This window comes from Embleya scabrispora (genome assembly GCF_002024165.1).
In the GTDB taxonomy this organism is placed as follows: Bacteria; Actinomycetota; Actinomycetes; order Streptomycetales; family Streptomycetaceae; genus Embleya; species Embleya scabrispora_A.
In genome coordinates this window covers 429970-454115 of the sequence record NZ_MWQN01000003.1, presented here as the reverse complement: position 1 = coordinate 454115, position 24146 = coordinate 429970, and the positions used below count along the sequence as shown (strand labels likewise).

Genomic DNA, 24146 nt, shown 5'->3' with positions numbered 1-24146 from the left:
CGGGAACGTGCCGCGGGTCGCCTCGGGTGGCCTGGGGTACGGCGGTTCAGCGCGAGCCCTTGGGGTCGAGCGCGTCGCGCACGCCGTCGCCGAAGAGGTTGAAGGCAAGAACGGTGGTGAAGATGGCCACGCCCGGAACGATCATGTACAGCGGATCCGAGTCGTAGTAGTCGATCGCGTTCGAGAGCATCTGTCCCCACGAGGCGGTGGGCGGTTTGACGCCCACACCCAGGAAGCTGAGCGCGGCCTCGGTCAGGATGTTCGTGGGGATCATCATCGTCGTGTAGACGACGATCGGGGCCACGAGATTGGGCAGCAGCTCCTTGGCCAGGATGTGGAAACGCCCGGCGCCCAGCGCGCGGGCGGCCTCGACGTACTCGCGTTCGCGCATCGACAACGTCTGGCCGCGCACCACGCGCCCGATGTAGGGCCATCCGAAGAAACCGATGACCAGGATCATCACGAACACGCGGACGCTCGAACCGGTCATGCCCAGCATGTCGTTCGGCATGACCGAGACCAGCGCGATGATGAACAACAGTTGTGGGAAGGCGAGCAGACCATCCATGACGCGGCTGATGGCGGCGTCCACCCAACCGCCGAAGAAGCCCGCCACGATGCCCAGGACCGTGCCCAGGACGACCGCCACCAGGGCGGACAGGAAGCCGACGAGCAGCGAGATCCGGGCGCCGTGGAGGATGCGGGCGAAGATGTCCCGGCCGTTGACCGGCTCCACGCCGAGCAGGTGCTCGCCGCTGACGCCGCCGAGGGATCCCTTGGGGGTGCCGAACAGCGGGTCGATCGTGTCCTCGTGGAAGACGTCCGGATCCTGTCCGACCAGATCCGAGATCACCGGCGCGAGCACCGCGATCACGACGAGCGCGAGGATGACGGCGCCGCCCGCCAGGGCCAACCTGTCCCGCCTGAGTCGTTCCCAGGCGATTCGCGCCGGCGAACGGCCCTGTACGGGCCCGGTGCCGCCCCCGGCCGCCGCCGCTTCGTCGACCACGCCGGGGGCCGCTGCCGCGACCGGGCTCGGGGCCGCTTTCGCGGTCGGCTCGTGCAATGGTGCCGTCATCTGACAGGGACCCCTCTCGACCGGCGCGGGCCGGACCGTAGTGGATGTGCACCGGGTGCGGGGCGACCACACCGCCCCGCGGAGCTCGGCCATCGGGACCGGAGTGCGGGTTCGCCACCGCTCACACCGGCACTTCCCGCGGGGCGGGACGGGCCCGCCGTACGTTTGCCGGATAGTGCCTGCGGAAAGCGTGGCTCCTGGATCCGCCGGGGGCATGTGATGCCCGTCCAGAGATTCCGCGAATGCTTTGGATGTCCGGCCAAAGAGGCGCGTAGGCGCGATACCGGGGGGTGCCGATCCCGGAAAACTCCCGGAACTACCGGATACGTGCGCCCCCGAGCCGCGCCGGGGCACGGGAATACCGAATTTCCGGGCGCACGAATTCCGTCGCGCGGCGGACCCGCCGCCGTTGTTCCGGCGTACAAATCGGCGGGCGTATCCCGGTAGCCCGAAACAAAGGCGCGGGAACCCCGACGGTTTTAACCTGCGGAAGTGACGTGAACGCGTTCGGCCACGGCCCACCGCGGCGGCCGGCTTCCGTGTGTCCCGATACGGCAACCACCCCGCCGGGGTGGGGTGTTCCACGCCCGACGGTCCCGGCGAGGCCGGCCGCGCCGCGTACACCGATCACCCACACGCCCCCACCGCCACCGTGCCGGCCCCTGCCCGGCCACCGGCCCACCCAGTCGGAGCACTGCGATGAACGGATCCACAATCCGAGAACTGCGCATGATGGAGGACCTCGACGCCGTCAGCCTCCTCTATGCCGGCATCTGGGGGTCCCGACCCGGCAACTCACCCATCTCCGCCGAGGTCATGCGGGCGCTCGCGCACACCGGCAACTACGTGGCGGGAGCGTACGAGGACGGCCGCCTGGTCGGGGCGTCGGTCGCCTTCTTCGGCGAACCCGTCGGCACCAGCCTGCACTCGCACATCACCGGCTCCGTCGTGGGCCGCGGCGTGGGCCTCGCCCTCAAGATGCACCAGCGGCAGTGGGCGCTCGCCCACCGACTACGACGCATCACCTGGACCTACGACCCGCTCATCCGCCGCAACGCCTACTTCAACCTGACCAAACTCGGCGCCCTGCCGGAGGACTACCTGCCGTCCTTCTACGGCGCGATGCACGACACCATCAACGGCGGCGACGAGTCCGACCGCGTCCTGGTCACCTGGGACCTCACCGCACCCACCCCGCCCGAGGCGGTCGAACCGCCGCTCGGCGCCGCCCACGGCGTCCGCAATCACCGGGGCCGCCCGGAGATCGCCGCGACCGACGCCGAGACCGTACTCGTCGACCTTCCCGACGACATCGAGGCCCTGCGCCTCACCGACCCCGGCACCGCCCGGGCCTGGCGGCTGGCCGTGCGGGCCACCCTGGGCGGTCTGCTCGCCGAAGGCGCCCGCGTCGTCGGCTTCCACGAACGCCGCCGCTACGTGGTGCGACGCACCACCTCCACCACCCGCGTCTGACCCCAGGTACAGGAGCCACCAGTCATGAAGACCAGGATCACCGGCATCGAACTGCGTCGGATCGCGATGCCACTCGTCACCCCCTTCCGCACCTCCTTCGGCGTGGAGACCACCCGCGATGTGCTGTTGGTCCGCGTCGTCACCGCCGATCACGAGGGGTGGGGCGAGTGCGGGGCCATGTCCGAGCCGCGCTATTCCTCCGAGTACGTCGACAGCGCCCAGCACGTGCTGCGCACGTTCCTGATCCCCGCCCTGCCGAAGGACGGCCTGCACGTGCACGAGGTGGCCCGGGTCCTGGCGCCCTTCACCGGCCACCGCATGGCGAAGTCGGCGCTGGAGACTGCGGTGTTGGACGCGTATCTGCGCACCGCCGGCGAGTCCTTCGGCACCTACCTGGGCGCCGCGCGGGACCGGGTCCCCTGCGGTGTGTCGGTCGGAATCATGGACTCCGTGCCGGAACTCCTGGACGCCGTGGAGCGGTACATCGCCGAGGGCTATGTACGGATCAAGCTGAAGATCGAGCCCGGGTGGGACCTCGCTCCGGTACGTGCGGTGCGCGAGCGCTTCGGCGACGATCTGCAGCTACAGGTCGACGCCAACGCGGCCTACACCCTCTCGGACGCGCGACACCTCGCCGGACTGGACGACTTCGGCCTCCAGTTGATCGAACAGCCGCTGGCCAACGACGACCTGGTCCGGCATGCCGCACTGGCCGAGCTGCTGCGCACCCCCATCTGCCTGGACGAATCCATCACGTCCGCGGCCGACGCGGCGGCGGCCATCTCCCTCGGCGCCTGCTCGGTGGTCAACATCAAGCCGGGGCGGGTCGGCGGCTATCTCGAAGCCCGCCGCATCCACGACCTCGCCCGGGCCCACGGCGTCGCCGTCTGGTGCGGCGGGATGCTGGAGACCGGCCTCGGCCGCGCCGCCAACGTGGCCCTGGCCGCACTGCCCGGCTTCACCCTCCCGGGCGACACCTCCGCGTCCGGCCGGTACTTCGCCACCGACATCACGAAGCCGTTCGTGCTCTCCGACGGTCACCTCGACGTCCCCACCGGCCCCGGCCTCGGCGTCGAGCCCCTGCCCGACGTCCTCGACGCGGTGACCACCTCGGTCGAGTGGATCAAGATGTAGGGCGCGCGGCCGGCGGAGGACCAGCGCACCGACCGTGTCGAAACGATGGGCCGACTGCTCCCGGGAATCGGGGACCCACGTCAGCGTCATCGCCAGGGCCACCACGCCCAGCACGACAGGCAGTACGAACAGCCGGCGCCAGTCCGCGACGTCGACGAGGAGCGCGGACGGGAACATGCCCAGGATGCCGCCGCCCCCGGCGACACCCGTCCACACGCCGATCGCCCTGCCGCGCTGCGCCTCGGGGAAGCCTGCGGCGATGACGGCCAGGGTGATCGGCGTGATCGTCGCGGTGCCGACGCCGGCGGCCGCGCGGGCGGCGAGCATGACCGTGCCCTGCGAGGCGTCGACCTCGACCGGCATGTGGGTGTGGGCGACGTTTCAAGCGCTCTCGACGCCAAGCCGCGTTGCATCAAAGGCATACGATGTTGCCCATGACGCAAGAAGACGGGGATCTGGACGGCCTCGTGCGCAAACGCATCCGCGCCCTGCGGGTGGCCCAGGGCTGGTCCCTGGAGGATCTGGCGGGCCGCGCCAACCTCAGCCAGTCCTCACTGAGCCGCATCGAGAACGGTCGGCGCCGGCTCGCGCTCGATCAGCTGGTCACCCTCGCCCGCGCGCTGGACACCACGCTGGACCAGCTCGTGGAGACCGCCGCCGACGACGTCGTCGTCAGTCCGATGATCGACGGCGCGCACGGTCTGATGCGTTGGCCCGTGAAGGGCGACCCCGGCATGAGCGTGGTGCGTCAGCGCATGACGGAGCCGCCGCCGGACAATCCCGCGCGGATGCGCGCCCACCCGGGCCGGGAATGGCTCGTCGTGCTGTCGGGGACGGCGATCCTGTTGCTCGGCCATCGCCGCTTCCGCATCGAGACGAACCAGGCCGCCGAGTTCCCCACGATGTTGCCGCACGCGATCGGTACGGCGGGCGGGCCCTGCGAGATCCTGGGCATCTTCGACCGCGACGCCCGTCGCGGCCACCAGCGCGAGGGCGGCGATTGATCCAGCGGATGCACCCCGCCCGAACGAGTGTGACGCTGGAGAGCAGGACCACCACGTTCGAGGAGGGCCACGATGTCCGTCATGGACAAGCTCAAGCAGATGCTGAAGGGCCACGAGGACAAGGCCGGGCAGGGCGTCGACAAGGCGGGCGACTTCGTCGACGACAAGACCCAGGGCAAGTACAGCGGTCAGGTCGACTCTGCCCAGGACAGGCTCAGGGACCAACTCGGCCGGGACCGGGACGCTCCGCCCCAGTAGCGGCGGAGACGAGCACGACGGCGGTCCCTGCCATCCACATCGGATGGCAGGGACCGCCGTCGTGCTCGGGGTTGCGGTGGTTCACCTCGGTTCAACGGCCGGCGGAGCGGCTCACTTGTACCGCGTGCTCGCGGTCACGCCGTCGAACGTCTGCGCGGCGGCGAGGGTGAAGTAGACCCAACCGGACGGTGGATCGGTGATCGTCAGGGTCTCGCCGTTGCCGGCGTTGGCGGACTTCGCCCGGTAGTCGGTGGTGGTGGCCCAGGTCCCGCCGCCGTAGTACAGATCGGCGTTGCCGGTGCCACCGCCGGTGGTGATGGTCAACTCCTTGACGCCGGCCGGCAGGTACAGGAAGTGGTAGGCGGCGTTGCCGGTGGTGGCCGCGAGGTTGTCCCGGCGGCAGTTCTTGTCGAACTGTCGGGGGTCGGGATTGGTGCACAGCGCCACGGCCGCGGCCTCGGGAAGCGGCCCGCAGTCGGCGGTGGCACAGGTGGTCGTCAGCCAGCGGGCGAAGTCGGCGTCGTAGCCGGTGCCGATGGTCTGCTTCAGGAAGGCGCGGGCGCCGGCCCAGTCACCGGTGCGGTACTCGGCGAGCACGGTCTCGACGTCGGCGGGGTGCGCCTGGAGCATGTAGCGCACGGCCAGCCAGCCCCAGCGGTAGACCCGGGCCGAGTTGACGTCGGGGTCGTCGTCCTGGTCGTAGACGGTGTCGAAGAGTTGGCTGAGCGTGTAGGTCTTTTGGCCGGCCGCGGCGATGGCGTCGTCGTTGCGCTGGTTGCGGTAGCCGTACGAGATGTTCTCGGCGATGCCCTCGACCCACCAGATGGTCGGCGTGGTCATGCCGGCCTCGAAGTCGCCGTACATGTTGTAGCGGCCGTCCAGGTAGTGGGTGTATTCGTGGTTGAGGTTCCAGATCTGGAAGGACGGGCGCAGCCAGTCGGCCTCGTGGGCGATGAAGCGGGCCTGATTGCCGGCCAGGTTCGGGTTGCCCTCCTCGTACGTACCGCCGTTGTCGACGTCGATGTCGTAGATGGCCCAGGCGTAGAGCGAGTACTGGGTGTAGTCGTCGAAGACGACGACCTCGAGGTTGGTGTTCACATCGCCGGGGATCGCGCCCTTGTCGCCGATCACCCGGTGGAAGTAGGCGTCCTGGTTGATCAGACTGGTACAGGTGCCGGTCAGTTGCGCGGGGACATGTCCTGGGCGCGGATCTTCAGGTTCGGGCTACAAGTGTGCTGGTACGGCAGAACCACCGGAAGCACCCGGGCACCCAGGTCGCATATGGCGTACGCCGCACAGTTGTTCCGGTCGAACTCGCGGGTGTACCAGGCCAGGTTCATGGTGATCGGTCCGGTGGGGCCGATGTTCGGGTAGCGGTTGATCAGGTCCTTCAGCAACGGCCGGACCCGATCCTTCAGTTCGGGGATGTCGAGGGCGTAGCCGAGGAAGCGACCGACGTTGCTGACCACGTCCAGGCGGTTGAGCTGGGAGTTGTTGCGGGTGATGAAGTCGGCCCAGGTGTTCACGATGGTGGGGTCGGCCCTGAGTGCGGCACGCCAGCCGCGGGCGTCGTTCTTGGCCTTGAAGCCGTTCTCGGCGACCCACTCGACGTGCGCCACGGCGAGGGCCATCCCGTCGGGCCAGGTGGCGTCGTAGCCGGCGAGGAGCCACTTGACGACGCCGGCGTACCGGCCGGCGGTGCGCGTGCTGTCGATCAGCGTGACGACCTCGTTGAGGGTCGCGCCGTTGGCGTCGGTGACGTCCTTGCTGTGCGGGGAGGCGAAGAAGGCGTCCAGTGCGGCGCGGGCCGCGGTGTCCAGCGCCGGGCCGTAGGCGCCGACGGCGTTGGGGTTGTTCTCCTGCACGTAGTAGCCGGCCCGCAGGAACAGCACCAGTTGCCCGATGGAGGTGGCGTTGGTGCCCGGGTAGGCCGCGGAGGCGTCGCGGAGCGCGTCGGCGACGGTGACCATCTTGGCTTCGCGGAAGGCCGCGCCCGCGGTCTGGCCGGTGAGGTTGAACAGCGGGTAGGTGCACGTGACGTCGGGGAGAGCCGTCAGTTGTCGGATCAGCTCGGCGCCGCTTGCGTCGATCACTCCGGACAGGTCGCCGCATCCGTTGGCGGCGGCCGCGAACTGCCCGCCGGTCGCGCCGGGTTCGGTGGTCGGGGCGGCCTGTTGGGCGGACTCCTCGGTGCCTTCCTGCGAGGAGATGTCGAAGCCGGAGGCGTCGGCCCGGGCATCGGGTGACCTGGGGACCGGGATCGATCGGGGGCGGTGGGTGGGGTCTTGCCGGCTGTTGCGCGGGCCGGGGCGGTGCCGGCTTGGGATTGACCTTGGCCCTGGCCCTGGGCCTGGGCCTGTGGAGCGAACAGGCCGAGGGCCAGGAACAGGGCTACGCCGAGCGCGGGAAGTCTTCGCGCGGGGACCGTCGATATCCGGGAGAGACGCATGTGCGGGGACCTCCGGAGCTGTTGTGGCCGCGTGCCGGGACGCGACCTTCCGATGTGCGACATGTAACATGGCACATGTCGCACCGCGCCGGAAGAGTCTCGACCGGAATGCCGGCGACTACGCCTGAAACGCCGTCATATCGCGGGTGCCGAACGGGCGTTGACGTGGTTTCCGGCGAAGGCGCGGCGGGCGGGGCCGGTATCCGGGAGTCGCCACCCGCGGGCGGTGGCAGGATCGAGGCCGTGGCGAGTGTTTTCGGGGACTTCGAGTTGACCATGGACGAGCTGCGCGTCGTGACGCGCTTTGCGGCGGAGAGCGCGTGGGACGTCCTGCCCGTTTTCGAGGAGAGTGTTCCCGACGACCCGCGTCCGCGCGCCGCGCTCGACGCCGCCCGGGAGTTCGCCGACGGTGCGAAGCGGACCAGGCTCCAGCGTGTCACCTCGCTGGACGCGCACCGGGCCGCGAAGGACGCGGGCACCGAAGCCGCCCGCCTCGCCGCGCGGTCCGCCGGCGATGCGGCCGCCGCCGCCTACCTGCACCCGATATCGCGGGCCACCCAGGTCGGACACATCCTGCGCGCCGCCGCGAACGCCGCCCGCATCGGCGAACTGCGCGCGGGCGGCGACCCCGCGGTCGGGGACACCCTGATCGAACAGGCGCGACGACGTGCCACGCCGGAACTGGTGTCCGTACTGCTGCGATACCCCCTCGCGCCGACCTCGAGGAATCGTGTCGGACAACTCATGAGTGCCCTCGACGCCGCTCTGCGGGCGGGTGCCTGAAACCACGGGGCCGCCGCGAGGGTGGGGACAGGCCCACCGGGGGCCGGGGCGCAGCGCCATCGTCGTGGCGCCGGGTCGGCGGGAGGCTGGACGCACAGTCCACGAAACGGAGTGTCGTCATGAACAGCCCCACACGGCGGACCGTCCTGCGCGGCGGCGCACTCGCGGCGGGCGGGATCGCCGCGGGCGTCCTCGGAGCGACCGGCCCGGCCTTCGCCGCCGGGTCGCAGGCCGATCCCGACGCCGTCGACCGTCGCCGATTCCCGTTCCTGGAAGGCGCGTTGGCCCCACAGCGCGAGGAGATCACCGCCTTCGACCTGCCGGTCACCGGTCGCCTGCCGCGCGCGCTCGACGGTCGCTACCTGCGCAACGGGCCCAACGTCCTGGGCCTCGAAGACCCCCGCGCGCACCACTGGATGATCGGCGCGGGAATGGTCCACGGCGTGCGGCTGCGCGACGGTCGGGCCGAGTGGTACCGCAACCGCTGGGTGCGATCCGCCGCCGTCGCCGCCCGGCTCGGGGAGCCGTACCGGGGCCCCCAGCCGCCCCCCGTCGACGACTTCGCGGCCAACACGCACGTGATCGGGTATCGCGGGCGGATCCTGGCGTGCCAAGAGGGCGGGCCGCTGCCCTACGCGCTCGACGGCGACCTGAACACCGTCGGCCTGTGCGACTTCGACCGCACTCTCGACGGATCCTTCGCGGCGCACACCAAGTTCGACCCGCACACCGGCGAACTGCACGCGGTGACGTACGCCATCGACTGGGACCACGTGCGCCACATCGTGCTGGACCGGGCCGGACACGTCGCCCGAACCACGCGCGTCCCGGTGGCGGACTCGCCGATGATGCACGACTTCGGCCTCACCGAGAAGTACGTCGTCCTGTTCGACAACCCCATCACCTTCGACGCCGAGGCCGCCGCTGCCGGGGCCCTGGTGCCCTACGCCTGGAACGAACGACACCCGGCGCGCGTCGGCCTGCTGCCACGAGCGGGCGGCACGACGGCATGGTTCGACATCTCGCCGTTCTACTTCTCGCACACGCTCAACGCCTACGACGACGGCGCCGGCCGTGTCGTCGTCGACTTCACGCGCATGCCCGCGCCCTTCGAGCCCGCCGGACGCGGACTCGGCGGTCCGGCCGCGGCCGGGCCACCCTCGCTGCATCGCTGGACGATCGACCCCGTGCGCGGCGTCGTGCGCACCGAACGTGTCGACGATCGCCCGCAGGAGTTCCCCCGGATCAACGAGGCGTACCTGGCGAGGCGGCATCGATACGGCTACACCGCGGCGTCCGTCGAGCTGTACCGCGCCTACGGGCCGTCGGTGGGCGAGAGCGGCGTGCGGGCGGGCAACGCGCTGGTCAAGCACGACCTGCTGCGCGGTACGACCGCGGTGCACCGACTTCCGCGCGGCGCGGACGCGAGCGAGCCGGTGTTCGTTCCGGCCGAGCGGGGCGCGTCCGCGGGACGCGCCGAGGACGACGGCTACATCCTCGCCTACGTGAACAACCCCGAACGCGACGCCACCGACCTGGTCGTCCTGTCCGCGCAGGATTTCACCGGCAAGCCGGTGGCGCGCGTACACCTCCCCGTCCGGGTCCCGCTCGGCTTCCACGGCAGCTGGGTCCCGACGGAGTGACGCCGCGATGTGTCGCCCGCCGGGTGTCCGCTCATGAACATCGCGAATACATAAGGTTGTTGGTGTATTGCCGTGCGTGACAGGGGTAGTTGTACGGGTGTGCCGGCTCCCCCCGTGGCCGGCACCCGCGCGGCCCGACGTCGGTTGACCCCCGTCCGACTGTCGGGCCGCGTCCGTGCCGGCCGCGGGTTCGCCGGCGGGCGGCGCGGTTGTGGGTCATTCGAGTGAACCGGAGTGATGGTGGTTGCCGGAGGCGGGCGGTCTCGTTGAACCGGGTGCGCGTCGCGGTCCGGCGGCGCGGATGGTGCGCTATCCGGGAGATTGTCGTGAACTCGTTCAAAAAGGCCGGAGCCCTGGCCGTCGGTACCGCTGCTCTGGTGATGGCGGGTACGGGCGCCGCGAGCGCGAGCTCCGAGGCCGACGCCGCCGCGGTGAAGTCCTCGGGTGTCTTCTCCGGCAACATCGGCCAGTCTCCGTTCCACACGCCGGCCGAGGGCTGCGCCAATACCGCCAACGCGGTCGCCGCGCTCAACCCGGCGTTCGGGAGCGAATGCGTCATCGCCGAGATCGAGAACAACGACTACGACGACGAGGACTACGACCACGAGGGCGACCACCACCGTCCCCAGGGCCACCCGCACGGCGGCGGTGGCTACCAGCACGACGACGGCCACCGCTCGCTCCTGGAGCGTGTCGGGGTCTGACGACCCGCCGCAGAGGGAGCCGGCGCTCGCGCGGTCGGCCCCCATCGTCGAAACGGACGCCGTTGGTCGAAGGCGGTTCCCGTTGCCTCGCCCCGTCGGATCCCACGCGGATCCGGCGGGGCGAATCGGTTGGCGGGGGCGGCGCTCGGTGGGGGACGGTGCGTGGCGTTCGTCATCCGTTCCACACGACGACGTCGGCCTCCGAGACCACGATTCGGGTCTCGGGGGCCGACGTCGTCGCGTGGGCGTGCGGGCTACCGCTCAGCGGGGTTGGTCGATGTGGTCCGCGTGGAAGTGCACGGCTCCCAGCACCTGCGGGTCGAACACGTCCAGGAGACCGCGCAGCGGCTCGTCGGACTGTCCGGGGCCCCACAGTTCCAGGGCCATCTCGCCGTGGTAGAGCATGGGCCAGCGCACATAGTGGCGGGTGTCCGCGGGATCGTGCAGTGCCCGCGAGGCGGCCAGTGTGGAGCGGGCCACGTCGATCATCAGGTCGGTGCCACAGCCGAACCCGTACGGATAGCGGTCCCGGTCCGGCGGGATGCTCTCGATCAGCGCCGGGTCGGCATACGAGACACCGACGTGCGCGTGCAGGCCCGCCCGAATGGCCGGCACCTCGTGGGTACCGTTCGGATCCCACCGCCAGTGCCCCGCCGCGTTCTTGCCCACGCGTACGGTGGGCGCCGCCTCGAACAGCGCGCAGACCTCCCAGGCTTCCACCGACGGTGCCATCGGCTGCATGCCCTCGGGCGCCAGGACGCGCACCCGGCCCCGATCCAGGCGATGGTCGACGGCCACGAGGTCGCCGGCGGACAGGTCGCGTTTGTCGACTCCCCAGCGTCCGGACGCGGTGACCACGAGCGCGTCGAGATCGGGATCGAACGCGAAGAGCATGCCCTCGCTGAAGCCCTGGAGGTTGAGGTACATCGCGTAGGTGCGGGTCAGCCGGGGCGAGACGAAGTCGCGCATCGCGTGCGGCGCGGGCAACAACCCGAGGTCCCCCATCCGGGTCCCGGCCGCCACCAGGCTCCGCGGTGCGCGGGCCGCGGCCCACGCCTCGGCGGTGATCGCGTCGCGCACCACGTCGTGCCGGCCCGCCACCTCGTGCGCACACGCCGCGGCGACCAGCCGATCGCAGATCCCCTGGGCGACGTGCTCGGTCTCGGTGGGGTGTCCGCCCTCCATCGTGCACAGCGTCGCCTCGGCGACCTCCCCGGGCAGTGTGCCGGGGGTGATGAACACGACGGTGAACACGCCGACTCTGGCCATCAGGATCCGGGCGACGCGCACCACCTCGGGATGCGCCATCTCGCTCATCCGCTCGGGTACTTCGGCGACCGCGACCAGTCGCCCGACCGTGCCCTGCCGGCCCTGGTCCTTGCGGAGCCTGAGCAGCAGCGGAGTCGGCTCCTCGACGATCCGGTCGGCCAGCGGGGCGGGGCCGTCGGGTACGGACACGCCCATCAGGACCACGTCGAGCCGCGTCTCGCGATCCGTCGGCGGGATCAGCCGGTGCCCGCCGCGGACGAAAGCAGCCGTCAGATCGTCCAGGAACGACCGCAGCACGCCGGAGAGTTCGGGAGCCGGGTCGACGACCCGGACGCTGCACGAACGCCACCAGTCCAACTCTTCCAACCGCCGCCCGGAGGCCGGGGCGGCGCAGTGCGCCGACGTTGTTTCCGCTCGGGTCACGGTCATGCGGGGGCTCCTGAGATTGCTGCGCGGAAGGCGAGGACGGCGTTTTGGCCGCCGAACGCGACCGAGGTGGAGATCGCGGTGTTCAGGCGGGTGGGGCGGCGCGGGGCCTTGGCAACCACGTCCAGATCCATGTCGGTGTCGGTGCGATGGTGATTGGCGGTGGGTGGGATGCTCCCGTGTTCGAGGGTCAGGACGGTGACGGCCGCCTCGATCGCGCCGCCCGCGCCGCCGGAGTGGCCCAGGACGCTCTTCACCGCGGTGACCGGCGGGCAGCGCTCGAAGGTGGCCGCGAGGAAGCGGGCCTCGGCGGCGTCGTTGAGGACCGTTCCGGTGCCGTGCGCGTTGACGTGGTCGACGTCGCCCGGGCTCCAGCCGGCGTCGGCCAGGGCCGCGCGGGTGGCGAGCCGGGCGCCGCGGCCGTCGGGGTGCGGCGCGGTGACGTGGTGGGCGTCGTTGGCCGAGCCGTACCCGGACAGCAGGGCCCGCACCCGGGCCCGACGGGCACGAGCGTGCTCCAGCCGCTCCAGGACCAGGACGCCGATGCCCTCGCCCAGTACGAAGCCGTCGCGGTCGGCGTCGAACGGCCGACACGCCTGCTCCGGGTCGCCGGGGCGGGTGGACAGCGCGCCCAGTTGGGCGAAGGCGGCCGCGGTGAGGCGGTTGCACATCGTGTCGGCGCCACCGGCGAAGACGACGTCCAGGGTGCCCGCGCGTACCAGGTCGCGGGCGACGCCCAGCGCGGTCGCCCCCGACGCGCAGCCGGCGGCGGGCGCGAAGTTGGTGCCCTGGGCGCCCAGGTCGAGGGCGACCTCGGTGGCCGGGTTGTTCGGCAGGGAACGGGGCAGCGCGGCGGGGGAGATGGCGCCGGCCCGATCCGCGGTCAGTCTCGCGATGGCCTCCGTCAGCGACTCCATGCTCGGACCGCCCGAGCCGATGATCACGCCGACGCGGGTGGGGTCCCAGGCCCCCGGGTCGAGGGCGGCGTCGGCCAGGGCCTCACGGGCGGCGGTCACGGTCATTTGCGCCGTCCGGTCCATGCGACGGGACAACCGCCGCCCCAGAACGGCGTCTCCGTCGAAGCCGGGGACGGCACAGGAGACGTCGACGGCCAGGCCGGCGAGGACCGGGTCGTGGCGGGCCGTCGACACGCCCGCACACAGGGTCCGCCAGGTGGCTTCGACGCCGATCCCACCGGCGGTGACCAGGCCCAGACCGGTGACCGCGACCTCGGCCGAGGCCACCTCAGCCCTCCGAGGACGGGGCACCCGAAGCGGAGGCCGAGCCGGAGGCGGCGCCGGCGGGACCGGGCGCGTCGGACGAGGCCGCGGTGCCGCGAGCCCCCGGAACGAACGCCTCGCTGCGCGGGGCGGCCTCGAACGCCGCGGCGGCCTCGACCAACGTGGTGTCCTTGTCCAGGTTGCCGAGCCCGCGGAAGTCCTTGTCCGTCCGGTCCGCGACGATGACGGCCAGCTCCGCCAGTGACAGCGAGTCCAACTCCAGCGTGGCGAACGTCGCTTCGGGAACGATATCTGCGGCGTCGATGCCGAACTCCTCGACCAACAACTCACACAGCATCGCGTACACGGGGAATGCCTTCCTGCTCGGTCGGACCGGGCACACCCGGCGGCGCGTCGCCGTTCAGCAACCCCGATCGGGTATGCGATCGAGCATCTTGTGTATCGGTGGCGAGGTCGGGCGCAAAACTCCCGCGCGACCGCCGCCGCACCCCCGAACCGGCCCCCCACCTGGGGTGATGCGCCGAGAACGGCGCCGGGAGCCCGCCCGGATGTTCACCCGCAAGTACGCAACCGTCAGGGTCGCGAACGCACGACCGCCGCCGTGGCGTGACTTTTCCGAAGTCCCCGCGGTTAACCGACTTTCGAGAAGGAGGCAGTAATGTCCACGGCCCTGGTCACCGGCGCCAGTTGTGGTCTCGGCGCCGACCTCGCCCGCGCCCTCGCCGCCCGCGGCCACGATCTGATCCTGGTCGCCCGCACTGCCGAACCCCTCGACCGCCTCGCGACCGAACTGGCGGACGAACACGGCATCGGGGCCCGCGCGTTGCCCGCCGATCTGACCGTCGATGCCGACCTCGAACGGGTGGCCGAGGCGGCGTGTGACAGCGACATCCTGATCAACAACGCCGGCGCCGCCCTGGGCACGCCCTTCGACCGCACGACCTGGGCGGACGAGCGGCGCATGCTCGCGCTCAACGTCGTCGCCCCGTCGCGACTCGTGCACGCCGCGCTGCCGCACATGCTCCGGCGCGGCTCCGGCCGGATCCTGGTCGTCTCCTCGGTGGCCGCGCTCGGTCCCGCCTGGCAGGGCACGGCGTACGGCGCGACCAAGTCGTACGAGTTGGCCATGACCCAGTCGCTGGCCTACTCCCGGCACATCCGCACCTCGCCCGTGGCGCTCACCGCGCTCGTCCTCGGCTACACCGCGTCGCAGTTCCATGCGCGGGCCGGCATTCCCGCACCGCCCCCCTCGCTCACGCTCGCATCGGCCTACGTGGCGAAGCAGGCGGTACGGGCCATCCATCGGCGGCGTCCGCCGGTCGTGTGCGTACCGAGCCTGCGCTACCGGGTGCTGGCCGGGCTTTTGCGTCACGCCCCGTACCGGTCGCTGACCGTCCCCGGCTTCGCCAAGGACTTCACCGCCGGCCCGGCCGATCTCGGCGGCCCCGACGCCGGTCGGGTGGTGTCACCGCGCGACGAAGGCGCGAGCGAGGTACCCGTCGTCGAGGGCCGACAGGACGGCCGGGCTCGATCCTGACGGCTTGCTCCGGAATCCGGCGAGCGTCCGGAGCGACGCCAAGGCGAGCCGGCAAGGCCGCAGTTGCCCGATTCGGCGCAACGAGAGGAGCGATGGGGGGTGCTACTGCGCCGAACGAGTGACCGCCATTCAGGCGATCATCACGCCCCGGAACTCGGCTCTCATCGATATGCCCTGGTCAGGCGCGTGCACACGATGGCTCGTGAGCATTTCCCGTGCGCCGCGCCCGATAGCCTGCCCCGTCTGCGACCCGGCCGCGGTCGGTGGACGGAAATGCCGTCACCGCCGGAACCGCCCCGTCGCGGCGCGCACATCGTTGGTTCCACAGGAGGTTCGGTCGGGTGTTCAGTCGTGTCGCCATCGTCAATCGTGGGGAGGCCGCGATGCGGCTCATCCACGCCGTCCGGGAGCTGGCCGCGGAGACCGGCACCCGGATCGAGACCGTCGCCCTGTACACCGACGTCGACCGTACGGCCACCTTCGTGCGCGAGGCGGATCTGTCGTACGACCTGGGGCCGGCGTCGGCGCGTCCGTATCTGGACCTGAAGGCCCTGGAGCGGGCGTTGGTGGCCACCGGCGCCGACGCGGCGTGGGTGGGGTGGGGTTTCGTCGCGGAGGATCCGGCGTTCGCCGAGTTGTGCCGGGAGTCGGGCATCGCCTTCGTCGGCCCGAGCGCGGAGGCCATGCGCAGACTCGGCGACAAGATCGGCTCGAAGCTGATCGCGGAGGAGGTCGGCGTCCCCGTCGCGCCGTGGAGCCGCGGCGCCGTCGAAACCCTGGACGCGGCGCTCGCGGCCGCGGCCGAGATCGGCTACCCCCTGATGCTCAAGGCCACCGCCGGCGGCGGCGGGCGCGGCATCCGTGTGATCACGGGCGACGCCGAGTTGGTCGACGCGTACGAGCGCACCAGCCAGGAGGCCGCGCGCGCGTTCGGCAGCGGCGTGGTGTTCCTGGAGCGTCTGGTCACCGGCGCCCGGCACGTCGAGGTCCAGGTGATCGCCGACGGGCAGGGCACCGCGTGGGCGCTGGGCGTGCGCGACTGCTCGATCCAGCGACGCAACCAGAAGGTCGTCGAGGAGTCCGCCTCCCCCGTCCTGGCCCCGGACCAGGTCGCCGAACTCAAGACGTCCGCCGAGCGTCTGGCACTCGCCGTCGGCTACCGCGGCGCCGCCACCGTCGAGTTCCTCTACCACCCCGGCGACCGACTGTTCGCGTTCCTGGAGGTCAACACCCGCCTCCAGGTCGAACACCCGATCACCGAGTCCACCACCGGATTCGACCTGGTCAAGGCCCAGTTGCGGGTGGCGGCGGGGGAGCGGTTGGTCGGCGCGCCGCCCGTGGAGCGCGGGCATGCGATCGAGGCCCGGCTGAACGCGGAGGACCCGGACCGCGACTTCGCGCCCTCGCCGGGTCGGATCGCCCGCCTGGACCTGCCGTCCGGACCCGGCATCCGCGTGGACACGGGGGTGAGTGAGGGCGATACGATCCCCGCCGACTTCGACTCGATGATCGCCAAGATCATCGCGTACGGTCACGACCGCGAGGAGGCGTTGGGCCGGTTGCGGCGGGCGATGGCGCAGACCACGGTGATCATCGAGGGCGGCGCCACGAACAAGAGCTTCGTGCTCGATTTGCTGGACCAGCCCGAGGTGATCGACGGCAGCGCCGACACCGGCTGGATCGACCGCGTACGCGGCGAGGGCCGCCTCGTCTCGCACCGCCACTCCGCCGTCGCCCTCGCCGCCGCCGCGATCGAGGCCTACGAGGAGGAGGAGCGCGCCGAACGCCGGCGGCTGTTGTCCACGGCCGCGGGTGGCCGGCCGCAGGTGCGGCACGAGAGCGGTCGCCCCCTCGACCTGAAGCTGCGCGGCGTGGGCTACCGCGTGCGGGTGGCGCGGGTGGGTCCGCAACGTTTCCGGGTCGGCATCGAGGCGGGTGGGGTGGTGCGTACCGCCGATGTCGAGCTCGACCGGTTCGACCGGCACACCGGCCAGATCGTGGTCAACGGCACCCGCTACCGCCTGCTCACCGCCACCCACGGGCCGACCCACCTGGTCGAGGTCGACGGCGTCACCCACCGCGTCGGCCGCGACGAGGGCGGCGTCGTACGCTCCCCCGCCCCCGCCCTGGTCGTCGCCACCCCCTGGCGATCGGCGACGAGGTCGAGGCCGGCGCACCGGTCCTGGTGCTGGAGAGCATGAAGATGGAGACCGTGCTGCGCGCACCGTTCCGGGCGCGGTTGAAGGAATGCGCCGTGTCGGTGGGTAGTCAGGTCGACGTCGGTGCGGCGCTGCTGCGTCTGGAACCGCTCGCCGCGGCCGGCGCCGGAGCCGAGGACACCTCGTCCGTCGAACTGGACCTGCCGGCCGCCCCGGAGGCGATCCCGACCCGGGAGCGCGCCGCACGCGGCCGGGAGGACCTGCGCGGCCTGCTGCTGGGCTTCGATGTCGACCCGCACGACGAGCGCCGCGTGCTCGACGACTACCTCACCGCGCGCCGGGCGGCTCTGGCGGACGGCGACGAACGGCCGCTGGCCCGTGAGCTCGAACTCGTCGAGATGTTCACCGATCTCGCCGAGTTGGGCCGCAACCGCCCGGCGGATGACGACGGGGGTGGTGAGGGGCACGTGCACAGCGCCCGTGAACACTTCCACACCTACCTGCAGAGCCTCGATGTCGAACGGGCCGGGCTGCCCGAGGCGTTCCGGGTCAAGCTGGCCAAGGCTCTCGCCTACTACGGCGTCACGGAAGCGGGGCCCTCGGCCGAGCTGGAAGCCGCGGTGTTCCGGATCTTCCTCGGCCGGCAGCGCGCATCCGCCGACGCCGCGGTGGTCTCGTCGCTGCTGCGGGTGTGGTTGCGCGAGGCGCCGCCGGACGCGACGTTGCGCGAGCCGGTCGGCCTCGCTTTGGAACGCCTGGTCGCGGCCACCCAGGTGCGCTTCCCGGTGGTCGCCGACCTGGCGCGCGGCCTGGTGTTCGCGTGGCTGGCCCAGCCGTTGTTGCGGCGCAACCGTGCCCGCGTCTACACCGACGTCCGCCGGCACCTGCGTCACCTGGACGCGCACCCGGACACCCCGGACCGCGCCGAGCGCATCGCGTCGATGGTGCGCAGCACCGAACCGCTGGTGTGCCTGCTCGGCCGGCGGCTCGTCCGCGACGGCCTGGACAACACGATCATGCTGGAGGTGCTGACCCGCCGGTACTACGGCAACAAGGGCCTCGCGGACGTGCGTTCCAGCGAGGTCGCCGGCTGCGCGTTCGTGGTCGCGGAGCGGGCGGGCACACGCCTGGTCTCCGCGGCGGTCAGGTTCGACGAACTCGGCGGCGCGTTGTGCGGGCTCGCGGAACTCGCGGACGGGGAGGGCGCGGTCGAGGCGGACATCTATCTCGCGTGGGAGAAGCAGCCGGCGGACCCGGACGCGATGGCCGCCGCCCTGCACGAGGTCGTGGACGGCCACCGGCTGTCGGATCGGGTCCGCCGACTGACCACCACGGTGGCCGGTCGTGGCGGCGCGGTGATGCACCACCACTTCACGTTCCGCCCGTCCGACACGGGGATGGTCGAGGAGCGGTTGATCCGGGGTCTGCACCCGTACATCGCGCAGCGCATGCAGTTGGAGCGGCTGAGCAAGTTCGACCTCACCCGGCTGCCCTCCTCGGACGAGGAGGTCTACCTCTTCCAGTGCGTGGCCCGGGAGAACCCCGCCGACGACCGCCTCGTCGCCTTCGCCCAGGTCCGCGACCTCACCGAACTCCGCGACCACGAAGGCCGATTGGTCGCACTGCCGACCGCGGAGAACGTCGTCGCCACGTGCCTCGACTCGATCCGCCGCGCCCAGTCGCGGCGCCCCGGGCGCAAGTACACCGACACCAATCGGATCGTGATCTACGTCTGGCCGCCGACCGAGATCACCCGCGCCGAGTTGGAGACGCTCGTCGACCGCGTATTGCCGACGACGGAGGGCGCCGGACTGGAGGAGCTCCTGGTCATCGCCCGGATGCGCGACCGGCGCACCGGTGACCTGGACAAGATCGCCGTACGGATCTGCGTGGACGCCTCCGGCGGAACCGAACTCACCGTCGACGAACGCTCGTTCGAGCCGATCGAGCCGATCGACGAATACCGGCGCAAGGTGCTCCGCGCGGCCGCTCGCAACACCGTCTACCCGTACGAACTGGTGCGCCTGCTGGGTGACTTCGTCGAGTACGACCTCGACGACGAGCAGGTCCTGGCGCCGGTCGACCGACCGAGGGGCACCAACACGGCGGCGATCGTCGCGGGCGTGGTCACCACGCCGACCGCGCTGCACCCGCAGGGCATCGACCGGGTCGTGCTGCTGGGCGACCCGACGAAGTCGCTCGGGGCGCTGTCCGAGCCGGAGTGCCGTCGGGTGATCGCGGCGCTGGACCTGGCCGAGCGGATGCGGGTGCCGGTCGAGTGGTACGCGCTGTCCTCCGGCGCCCGGATCTCGATGGAGTCGGGCACGGAGAACATGGACTGGGTGGCCGCCGCGCTCAAGCGGATCGTCACGTTCACCCAGGACGGCGGCGAGATCAACATCGTGGTCGCGGGCATCAACGTCGGCGCGCAGCCGTACTGGAACGCCGAGGCCACCATGCTCATGCACACCAAGGGCATCCTCGTGATGACCCCCGACTCCGCGATGGTGCTCACCGGCAAGCAGTCGCTGGACTTCTCCGGCGGCGTCTCCGCCGAGGACAACTTCGGCATCGGCGGCTACGACCGGGTGATGGGCCCGAACGGGCAGGCGCAGTACTGGGCGCCGAACCTGGGCGCCGCGCGGGACGTGCTGATGGAGCACTACGACCGGACCCATGTGGCGTCCGGCGAGGCGATGCCGCGGCGGGCGCCGACGAGCGACCCCGTCGATCGGGACGTGCGCGACTTCCCGCACACGTGGGCGGGCAGCGACTTCACCACCGTCGGTGAGATCTTCTCCGCGGAGCACAATCCGGACCGCAAGAAGCCGTTCGACATCCGCACCGTGATGCGCGCGCTGTCCGACCAGGACCACCCCGCGTCGGAGCGCTGGGCCGGCATGGCCGACGCGGACACCGCCGCGGTACAGGACGTGCGTCTGGGCGGTGTGCCGGTGTGCCTGATCGGGATCGAGTCGCGGTCGGTGCCGCGGCTGGGTTTCCCGCCCACCGACGGCCCCGACACCTACACCGCCGGTACGTTGTTCCCGCAGTCGTCGAAGAAGGTCGCGCGGGCGATCAACGCGGCGTCCGGCAACCGGCCGCTGGTGGTGCTGGCCAACCTGTCCGGGTTCGACGGCTCGCCCGAGTCGATGCGCAAGCTGCAACTGGAGTACGGCGCGGAGATCGGCCGGGCGGTCGTGAACTTCCGCGGGTCGATCGTGTTCTGCGTCATCTCGCGCTACCATGGCGGCGCGTTCGTGGTGTTCTCCAAGGCGCTCAACCCGAATATGACGGTGCTTGCGCTGGAGGGTTCGTTCGCCTCGGTCCTGGGCGGCGCGCCCGCCGCCGCGGTGGTGTTCGCGGGCGATGTGCGCGCCCGTACCATCGCCGACCCGCGGGTGCGGGCACAGGAGGCCCACGTCGCGACCGTCTTCGGCGCGGAACGCGCCGCGGCCAAGGCGGGGCTCGACGAGCTTCGCGCGTCGGTGCGGGCGGAGAAACTCGGCGAGGTGGCGGCGGAGTTCGACCGGGTGCACGATATTCGACGGGCGGTCGAGGTCGGCTCGGTCGATGCCGTCATCCGCGCCGAGGAATTGCGTCCTCGGATCATCGAGGCCATCGAGCGCGGGTTGCGCGGCTCGACCGACGGCGACCCGTCCCCGTCACCGGTCGCCCGAATGCAGCAGTGCGCGGCGCGTCCGTAGGGGTGGTTTCGAAAATTGCCGACGTACCCGGTGAGCAGCGACAATGCCGGAAGTCTCGGCATTTGTAGGGTTATTCGGGGAGGTTCGGGTGCCCGCCGCCCGCGCATCCGCGTTCAGGATGAACCCGACCGCCTCGGGCGAGGTGGTCTCTTCGAGGACAAGGGGATCTCATGCGTAGGATCACGCGCGCTTCCGGCACCGTTGCCGCCGCGCTGCTCATGGCCGGTGTGGCCGCCGGCCCGGCGTTCGCCCTGACGGCGCACGCCGACCACGCGGCGCCGGCGTCGGTTCCGCAGGACGGCGGTTGGGGTGGCGGCGGTGGCCTGGGCGGCTGGGGCTACGGCGGCGGTGACGAGCACGGCGGCGGCGGAGCCGGCGGCTGGGGCCCGTTCGGCGGTGGGGGCGGCTGGAGCAGGCCCTAGGGTCGGTACGTGGTCCGGGCGGCGCGGCTCACCGGGCCGCCCGGACCGCACGCCTTCGCGGCACCGCGACGTGTCGGCGCGAGAGGTTAGGGTCGGGGCCCCGTCCCACGCGCCGTCAGGAGTGTCCCCGTGCCCCGAGCCGAACTCGTCGCCGCTCCACCCGTGATCGAGCTCCGCCAGTACACCCTGCACAACGGGCGGCGGGACGAACTCATCGCGTTGTTCGACCGCGAACTCGTCGAGACCCAGGAAGCGACCGGGATGACCATCCTCGGGCAGTTCCGTGATCTCGACGATCCGAACCGCTTCGTCTGGCTGCGCGGATTCCCGGACATGGACACGCGCCTCCACGCGCTGACGGCGTTCTACGGCGGCCCCGTCTGGGCCGAGCACGCGCACCGCGCCAATGCCACCATGGTCGACTCCGACGACGTTCTGCTGCTGCGCCCCCTGGCGGCCGGGAGCGGCCCGGCCGTGCGCCCGTCCGAGCGGGCCGCGTTCGGTACGCCGGCGCCGGACCGATTCGTATCCGCCACCGTGTGGTCCTTCCCGCCCGGCCGGGACGAGGGCCCCGCGACGGTCCGGGACCGACTCGTCCCCGTGTTGCGCGAGACCGGGCCGGCCCCGCTCGCCGTGCTGGGTACCGAGAGCGCCCCCAACACGTTCCCCGGGCTGCCGGTGCGCACCGGGGAGAACGTCGCCGTGGTCCTCACGTCCTACCCCGACGAGAGCGCGCATCGGCGGCACGTCGCCGAGTTGCGGGCCCATCCCGTCGCCGGCGCCGAAATCCTGCCGGCCATCGAGCGCGAGCAGGTCGCGCCCGTCCGCACGCTCCGACTGACCCCCACGGGCCGCTCGCTCGTTGCCTGACGCCGCACGCGGACGTCGGCCTGCCCGATCCGATCGGATCGGGCAGGCCGACGTCTTTCCACCGGGCCGTGCGGCTGCGCCGGGTCAGGACAGCGGGGCCGCCTGGCGTACGACCTTCGCCCGCGCCCGTCCGATCGAGGCGTGTACGACCGGTTCGAAGGCGGAGCCCAGCAACCTGGTGCCCAGGTCCATGACCTTCGCGTCCAGGCCGATGCACACGCGAGTGCGGCGCTTGCGGACACTGCCGAGGATGACGCGCGCCGCGTGCTCCGGCGAGGTCTTGGACAACGAGTCGTGCACCGCCACGACCTCGGCCCGGTCGGTGCCCGGCGCCGCCCGCGAGTTGCGCACGATGGAGGTCCTGATCCCGCCGGGGTACGCGGTGGTCACCCCGATCGTGCTGCCCTCACGGCGCAGTTCGTTGCGTACGGACTCGGAGAAGCCCCGCACGGCGTACTTGGTCGCCGAGTAGGCGCTGCGCTGGGGCATGCCGAACAGCCCGAACGAGGAGGAGACGTTGACCAGATGGGCGCCGCGCGCCGGATCGGCACGGCGCAGGTGCGGCAGGAAGGACTTCGTGCCGTGGGCCACGCCCCAGAAGTTGATGCCCATGATCCATTCGAAGTCGGCCCACTCCATCTCGTCGACGCTCGCGGTCAACGCCACCCCGGCGTTGTTGATCACCAGGTTGACCTGGCCGAAGCGCTCCGCGGTGGTGTCGGCCCAGTCCTGCACCTGCTCGCGCCGCGCGACGTCGACCACGTCGGCGTGTACCTGTTCCGCGCCCAACTCCCGGGCCCGCCGCGCGGTCGCGTCCAGGCCCTCCGCGTCGATGTCGGCGAGGGCCAGTCGCGCGCCGTGTTCGGCGAGGGCGAACGCGAGTGCCTGTCCGATTCCGGAGGCGGCTCCCGTCACCGTGCACGCGCGTCCTGCGTAGTCTCGAATCACGGGTTCACTCCAAAAACTCGACTGCACGGAAACGAGGGGACATCGGCTCCGTAATTCAGGAGAAGGCGCCGACGGTGGAGCGCAGATCGGTGGAGAGATCGGTCAACAGACTCGGCAATGCCTCGTGCACGTACAGATGGCCGCCGGGATAGGTGCGCAGTCGCAGCGGCCGCGTCGTTTGCTCCTGCCAATTCGACAGGGATTCCACCGCGACCAGGGTGTCGTCCCGGGCACCGAACACACTCAGCACACAATCCAACGGCGCCTCGTGGACGTACCGGTGCTGCAGGGCCAGCAGGAGGTCGGCCATCATCGCCGGTCCGAAGGCCGCCATCGCGCCCTGGTCCCGAAACACCTCGGGCGGCAGCAGGTCGGTCAGTCCCAGTTGCCGCCAGGGCTGGTCGGAGATCAGGATCGGCTGGCACGCGCGCGCGAACGCGCCGCCCTGCGGCGGCGGCACGGCCGACAGGGCCAGCAACGACGGCATCGTGTGGCCGCATCGGCGCAGGTCGCGCACGGTGTCGAAGGCGATCATCGCGCCGATGCTGTGGCCGAAGAAGACGTACGGCCGGCCGTCGTCGGATTCGAGCACGAGTTCCGCGACCATCGCGCTCAACTGGGCGGGGTCGGTGAGTGAGACCTCGCCCGTGCGTGCGCCGCGACCGGGAAGTCGTACGGCCGTCACCTCGACCGAATCCGGCAGGTAATCCACCCACGACGCGAACATCGTGGCGTCCGCGCCCGCGTAGGGGATGGTGAACATCCGTACCGGGGCGAGGGGTCGGGGTGTATAGGTGACCAGGTCCGGGCGCGGAGAGCGAGTGCCGAGCGGGCGGCAGATGGATTCCACAGGCGATTCTCGATTCGTCCTACGCGAACTACGCGAAAAGGCGGGGGTGGGTTGCGTTCGGCGAATGCCGGCCGATCGCGGAGACTCTATGCCCTCGGGGGAGCCCGGCCGGAAACACGATCGCCCGAACGGGTAATGGCGCGGGTTTCGGCACGTGATATCCGAACAGCCTTGTGGGTCGGACGATTTGC

Annotated in this window: 20 protein-coding genes and 1 pseudogene; 12 read left to right on the top strand and 9 right to left on the bottom strand. The window is 71.3% G+C overall.

Annotation, left to right across the window (positions count from 1 at the left end):
• Positions 1-46: 46 nt before the first annotated feature.
• The gene (locus B4N89_RS37715; protein ID WP_078981057.1) at positions 47-1078 is read right to left on the bottom strand and encodes an ABC transporter permease; all 1032 of its coding nucleotides are present in this window, start codon (positions 1076-1078) and stop codon (positions 47-49) included.
• A 699-nt stretch (positions 1079-1777) separates the two neighbouring features.
• On the opposite strand from B4N89_RS37715, the gene B4N89_RS37710 reads away from it, so the two are divergent.
• Together B4N89_RS37710 and menC are read left to right on the top strand one after the other, a co-directional pair.
• On the top strand, positions 1778-2551 hold the full coding sequence (locus tag B4N89_RS37710; protein ID WP_078981056.1) for a GNAT family N-acetyltransferase: 774 nt from the start codon (positions 1778-1780) through the stop codon (positions 2549-2551).
• A 24-nt stretch (positions 2552-2575) separates the two neighbouring features.
• On the top strand, positions 2576-3685 hold the full coding sequence (gene menC, locus B4N89_RS37705; protein ID WP_078981055.1) for an o-succinylbenzoate synthase: 1110 nt from the start codon (positions 2576-2578) through the stop codon (positions 3683-3685).
• 18 nt (positions 3686-3703) lie between these two features.
• On the opposite strand, the pseudogene B4N89_RS37700 reads toward menC, so the two are convergent.
• Positions 3704-4030, bottom strand: a pseudogene (locus B4N89_RS37700) (MFS transporter); the annotation flags it as partial.
• An 89-nt stretch (positions 4031-4119) separates the two neighbouring features.
• On the opposite strand from B4N89_RS37700, the gene B4N89_RS37695 reads away from it, so the two are divergent.
• Complete coding sequence (locus B4N89_RS37695; RefSeq protein ID WP_201261104.1) at positions 4120-4689, top strand: helix-turn-helix domain-containing protein; 570 nt, start codon at positions 4120-4122, stop codon at positions 4687-4689.
• A gap of 72 nt (positions 4690-4761) precedes the next feature.
• Positions 4762-4947, top strand: coding sequence for an antitoxin (locus B4N89_RS37690; RefSeq protein ID WP_078981053.1), 186 nt, complete (start codon positions 4762-4764; stop codon positions 4945-4947).
• 111 nt (positions 4948-5058) lie between these two features.
• On the opposite strand, the gene B4N89_RS52080 is transcribed toward B4N89_RS37690, so the two are convergent.
• Complete coding sequence (locus B4N89_RS52080; protein WP_235619188.1) at positions 5059-6078, bottom strand: collagenase; 1020 nt, start codon at positions 6076-6078, stop codon at positions 5059-5061.
• Between the two features lie 47 nt (positions 6079-6125).
• On the bottom strand, positions 6126-7040 hold the full coding sequence (locus B4N89_RS52075; RefSeq protein WP_235619187.1) for a M9 family metallopeptidase N-terminal domain-containing protein: 915 nt from the start codon (positions 7038-7040) through the stop codon (positions 6126-6128).
• Between the two features lie 599 nt (positions 7041-7639).
• Here B4N89_RS52075 and B4N89_RS37680 point away from each other — a divergent pair.
• The 3 genes from B4N89_RS37680 to B4N89_RS53145 all read left to right on the top strand — a co-directional run bounded on the left by B4N89_RS37680 (position 7640) and on the right by B4N89_RS53145 (position 10526).
• The gene (locus B4N89_RS37680) at positions 7640-8179 is read left to right on the top strand and encodes a putative immunity protein (protein ID WP_349679010.1); all 540 of its coding nucleotides are present in this window, start codon (positions 7640-7642) and stop codon (positions 8177-8179) included.
• A gap of 119 nt (positions 8180-8298) precedes the next feature.
• Positions 8299-9822, top strand: a complete 1524-nt coding sequence (locus B4N89_RS37675; protein ID WP_078981052.1) for a carotenoid oxygenase family protein — start codon at positions 8299-8301, stop codon at positions 9820-9822.
• Between the two features lie 326 nt (positions 9823-10148).
• Positions 10149-10526, top strand: a complete 378-nt coding sequence (locus tag B4N89_RS53145) for a chaplin (protein ID WP_078981051.1) — start codon at positions 10149-10151, stop codon at positions 10524-10526.
• A 261-nt stretch (positions 10527-10787) separates the two neighbouring features.
• Here B4N89_RS53145 and B4N89_RS37665 read toward each other — a convergent pair whose 3' ends face one another.
• From B4N89_RS37665 to B4N89_RS37655, 3 genes are read right to left on the bottom strand one after another with little or no spacing between them, the layout of a single operon-like run.
• Complete coding sequence (locus B4N89_RS37665) at positions 10788-12224, bottom strand: hypothetical protein (RefSeq protein ID WP_235619186.1); 1437 nt, start codon at positions 12222-12224, stop codon at positions 10788-10790.
• The gene (locus B4N89_RS37660; RefSeq protein ID WP_078981050.1) at positions 12221-13465 is read right to left on the bottom strand and encodes a beta-ketoacyl-[acyl-carrier-protein] synthase family protein; all 1245 of its coding nucleotides are present in this window, start codon (positions 13463-13465) and stop codon (positions 12221-12223) included. Before B4N89_RS37660 ends, B4N89_RS37665 begins: the two co-directional genes overlap by 4 nt.
• Before the next feature lies 1 nt (position 13466).
• On the bottom strand, positions 13467-13799 hold the full coding sequence (locus tag B4N89_RS37655) for an acyl carrier protein (protein WP_235619254.1): 333 nt from the start codon (positions 13797-13799) through the stop codon (positions 13467-13469).
• Positions 13800-14120: 321 nt separating this feature from the next.
• On the opposite strand from B4N89_RS37655, the gene B4N89_RS37650 reads away from it, so the two are divergent.
• The 5 genes from B4N89_RS37650 (at position 14121) to B4N89_RS37635 (ending at position 22157) form a co-directional block, all read left to right on the top strand.
• On the top strand, positions 14121-14999 hold the full coding sequence (locus B4N89_RS37650; RefSeq protein WP_078981048.1) for an SDR family NAD(P)-dependent oxidoreductase: 879 nt from the start codon (positions 14121-14123) through the stop codon (positions 14997-14999).
• Positions 15000-15340: 341 nt separating this feature from the next.
• On the top strand, positions 15341-17200 hold the full coding sequence (locus tag B4N89_RS52070; protein WP_235619185.1) for an acetyl-CoA carboxylase biotin carboxylase subunit: 1860 nt from the start codon (positions 15341-15343) through the stop codon (positions 17198-17200).
• Positions 17197-20865, top strand: a complete 3669-nt coding sequence (locus B4N89_RS37645) for a carboxyl transferase domain-containing protein (protein WP_235619184.1) — start codon at positions 17197-17199, stop codon at positions 20863-20865. The genes B4N89_RS52070 and B4N89_RS37645 overlap by 4 nt, the downstream gene beginning before the upstream one ends.
• Before the next feature lie 170 nt (positions 20866-21035).
• A complete protein-coding gene (locus B4N89_RS37640) occupies positions 21036-21287 on the top strand; it encodes a hypothetical protein (RefSeq protein ID WP_078981047.1) in 252 nt (83 codons plus the stop codon).
• A 129-nt stretch (positions 21288-21416) separates the two neighbouring features.
• Positions 21417-22157 carry an NIPSNAP family protein gene (locus tag B4N89_RS37635; protein WP_078981046.1) on the top strand — a complete coding sequence of 247 codons (741 nt, stop codon included), beginning with the start codon at positions 21417-21419 and terminating at the stop codon, positions 22155-22157.
• An 84-nt stretch (positions 22158-22241) separates the two neighbouring features.
• Here B4N89_RS37635 and B4N89_RS37630 read toward each other — a convergent pair whose 3' ends face one another.
• Both B4N89_RS37630 and B4N89_RS37625 read right to left on the bottom strand, forming a co-directional pair.
• Positions 22242-23105 carry an SDR family NAD(P)-dependent oxidoreductase gene (locus B4N89_RS37630; protein ID WP_078981045.1) on the bottom strand — a complete coding sequence of 288 codons (864 nt, stop codon included), beginning with the start codon at positions 23103-23105 and terminating at the stop codon, positions 22242-22244.
• Between the two features lie 55 nt (positions 23106-23160).
• Positions 23161-23955, bottom strand: a complete 795-nt coding sequence (locus tag B4N89_RS37625; protein WP_143658225.1) for a thioesterase II family protein — start codon at positions 23953-23955, stop codon at positions 23161-23163.
• Positions 23956-24146: the final 191 nt, after the last annotated feature.

Bases quoted from the DNA above. Each gene is read 5' to 3' on its own strand.
- B4N89_RS37640 (WP_078981047.1), top strand. From the start codon at position 21,036: ATGCGTAGGATCACGCGCGCTTCCGGCACCGTTGCCGCCGCGCTGCTC.
- B4N89_RS37710 (WP_078981056.1), top strand. From the start codon at position 1,778: ATGAACGGATCCACAATCCGAGAACTGCGCATGATGGAGGACCTCGAC.
- B4N89_RS37690 (WP_078981053.1), top strand. From the start codon at position 4,762: ATGTCCGTCATGGACAAGCTCAAGCAGATGCTGAAGGGCCACGAGGAC.
- B4N89_RS37645 (WP_235619184.1), top strand. From the start codon at position 17,197: ATGAAGATGGAGACCGTGCTGCGCGCACCGTTCCGGGCGCGGTTGAAG.
- B4N89_RS37655 (WP_235619254.1), bottom strand. From the start codon at position 13,799: ATGCTGTGTGAGTTGTTGGTCGAGGAGTTCGGCATCGACGCCGCAGAT.
- B4N89_RS37715 (WP_078981057.1), bottom strand. From the start codon at position 1,078: ATGACGGCACCATTGCACGAGCCGACCGCGAAAGCGGCCCCGAGCCCG.
- menC (WP_078981055.1), top strand. From the start codon at position 2,576: ATGAAGACCAGGATCACCGGCATCGAACTGCGTCGGATCGCGATGCCA.
- B4N89_RS37695 (WP_201261104.1), top strand. From the start codon at position 4,120: ATGACGCAAGAAGACGGGGATCTGGACGGCCTCGTGCGCAAACGCATC.
- B4N89_RS37665 (WP_235619186.1), bottom strand. From the start codon at position 12,224: ATGACCGTGACCCGAGCGGAAACAACGTCGGCGCACTGCGCCGCCCCG.
- B4N89_RS37650 (WP_078981048.1), top strand. From the start codon at position 14,121: ATGTCCACGGCCCTGGTCACCGGCGCCAGTTGTGGTCTCGGCGCCGAC.
- B4N89_RS37675 (WP_078981052.1), top strand. From the start codon at position 8,299: ATGAACAGCCCCACACGGCGGACCGTCCTGCGCGGCGGCGCACTCGCG.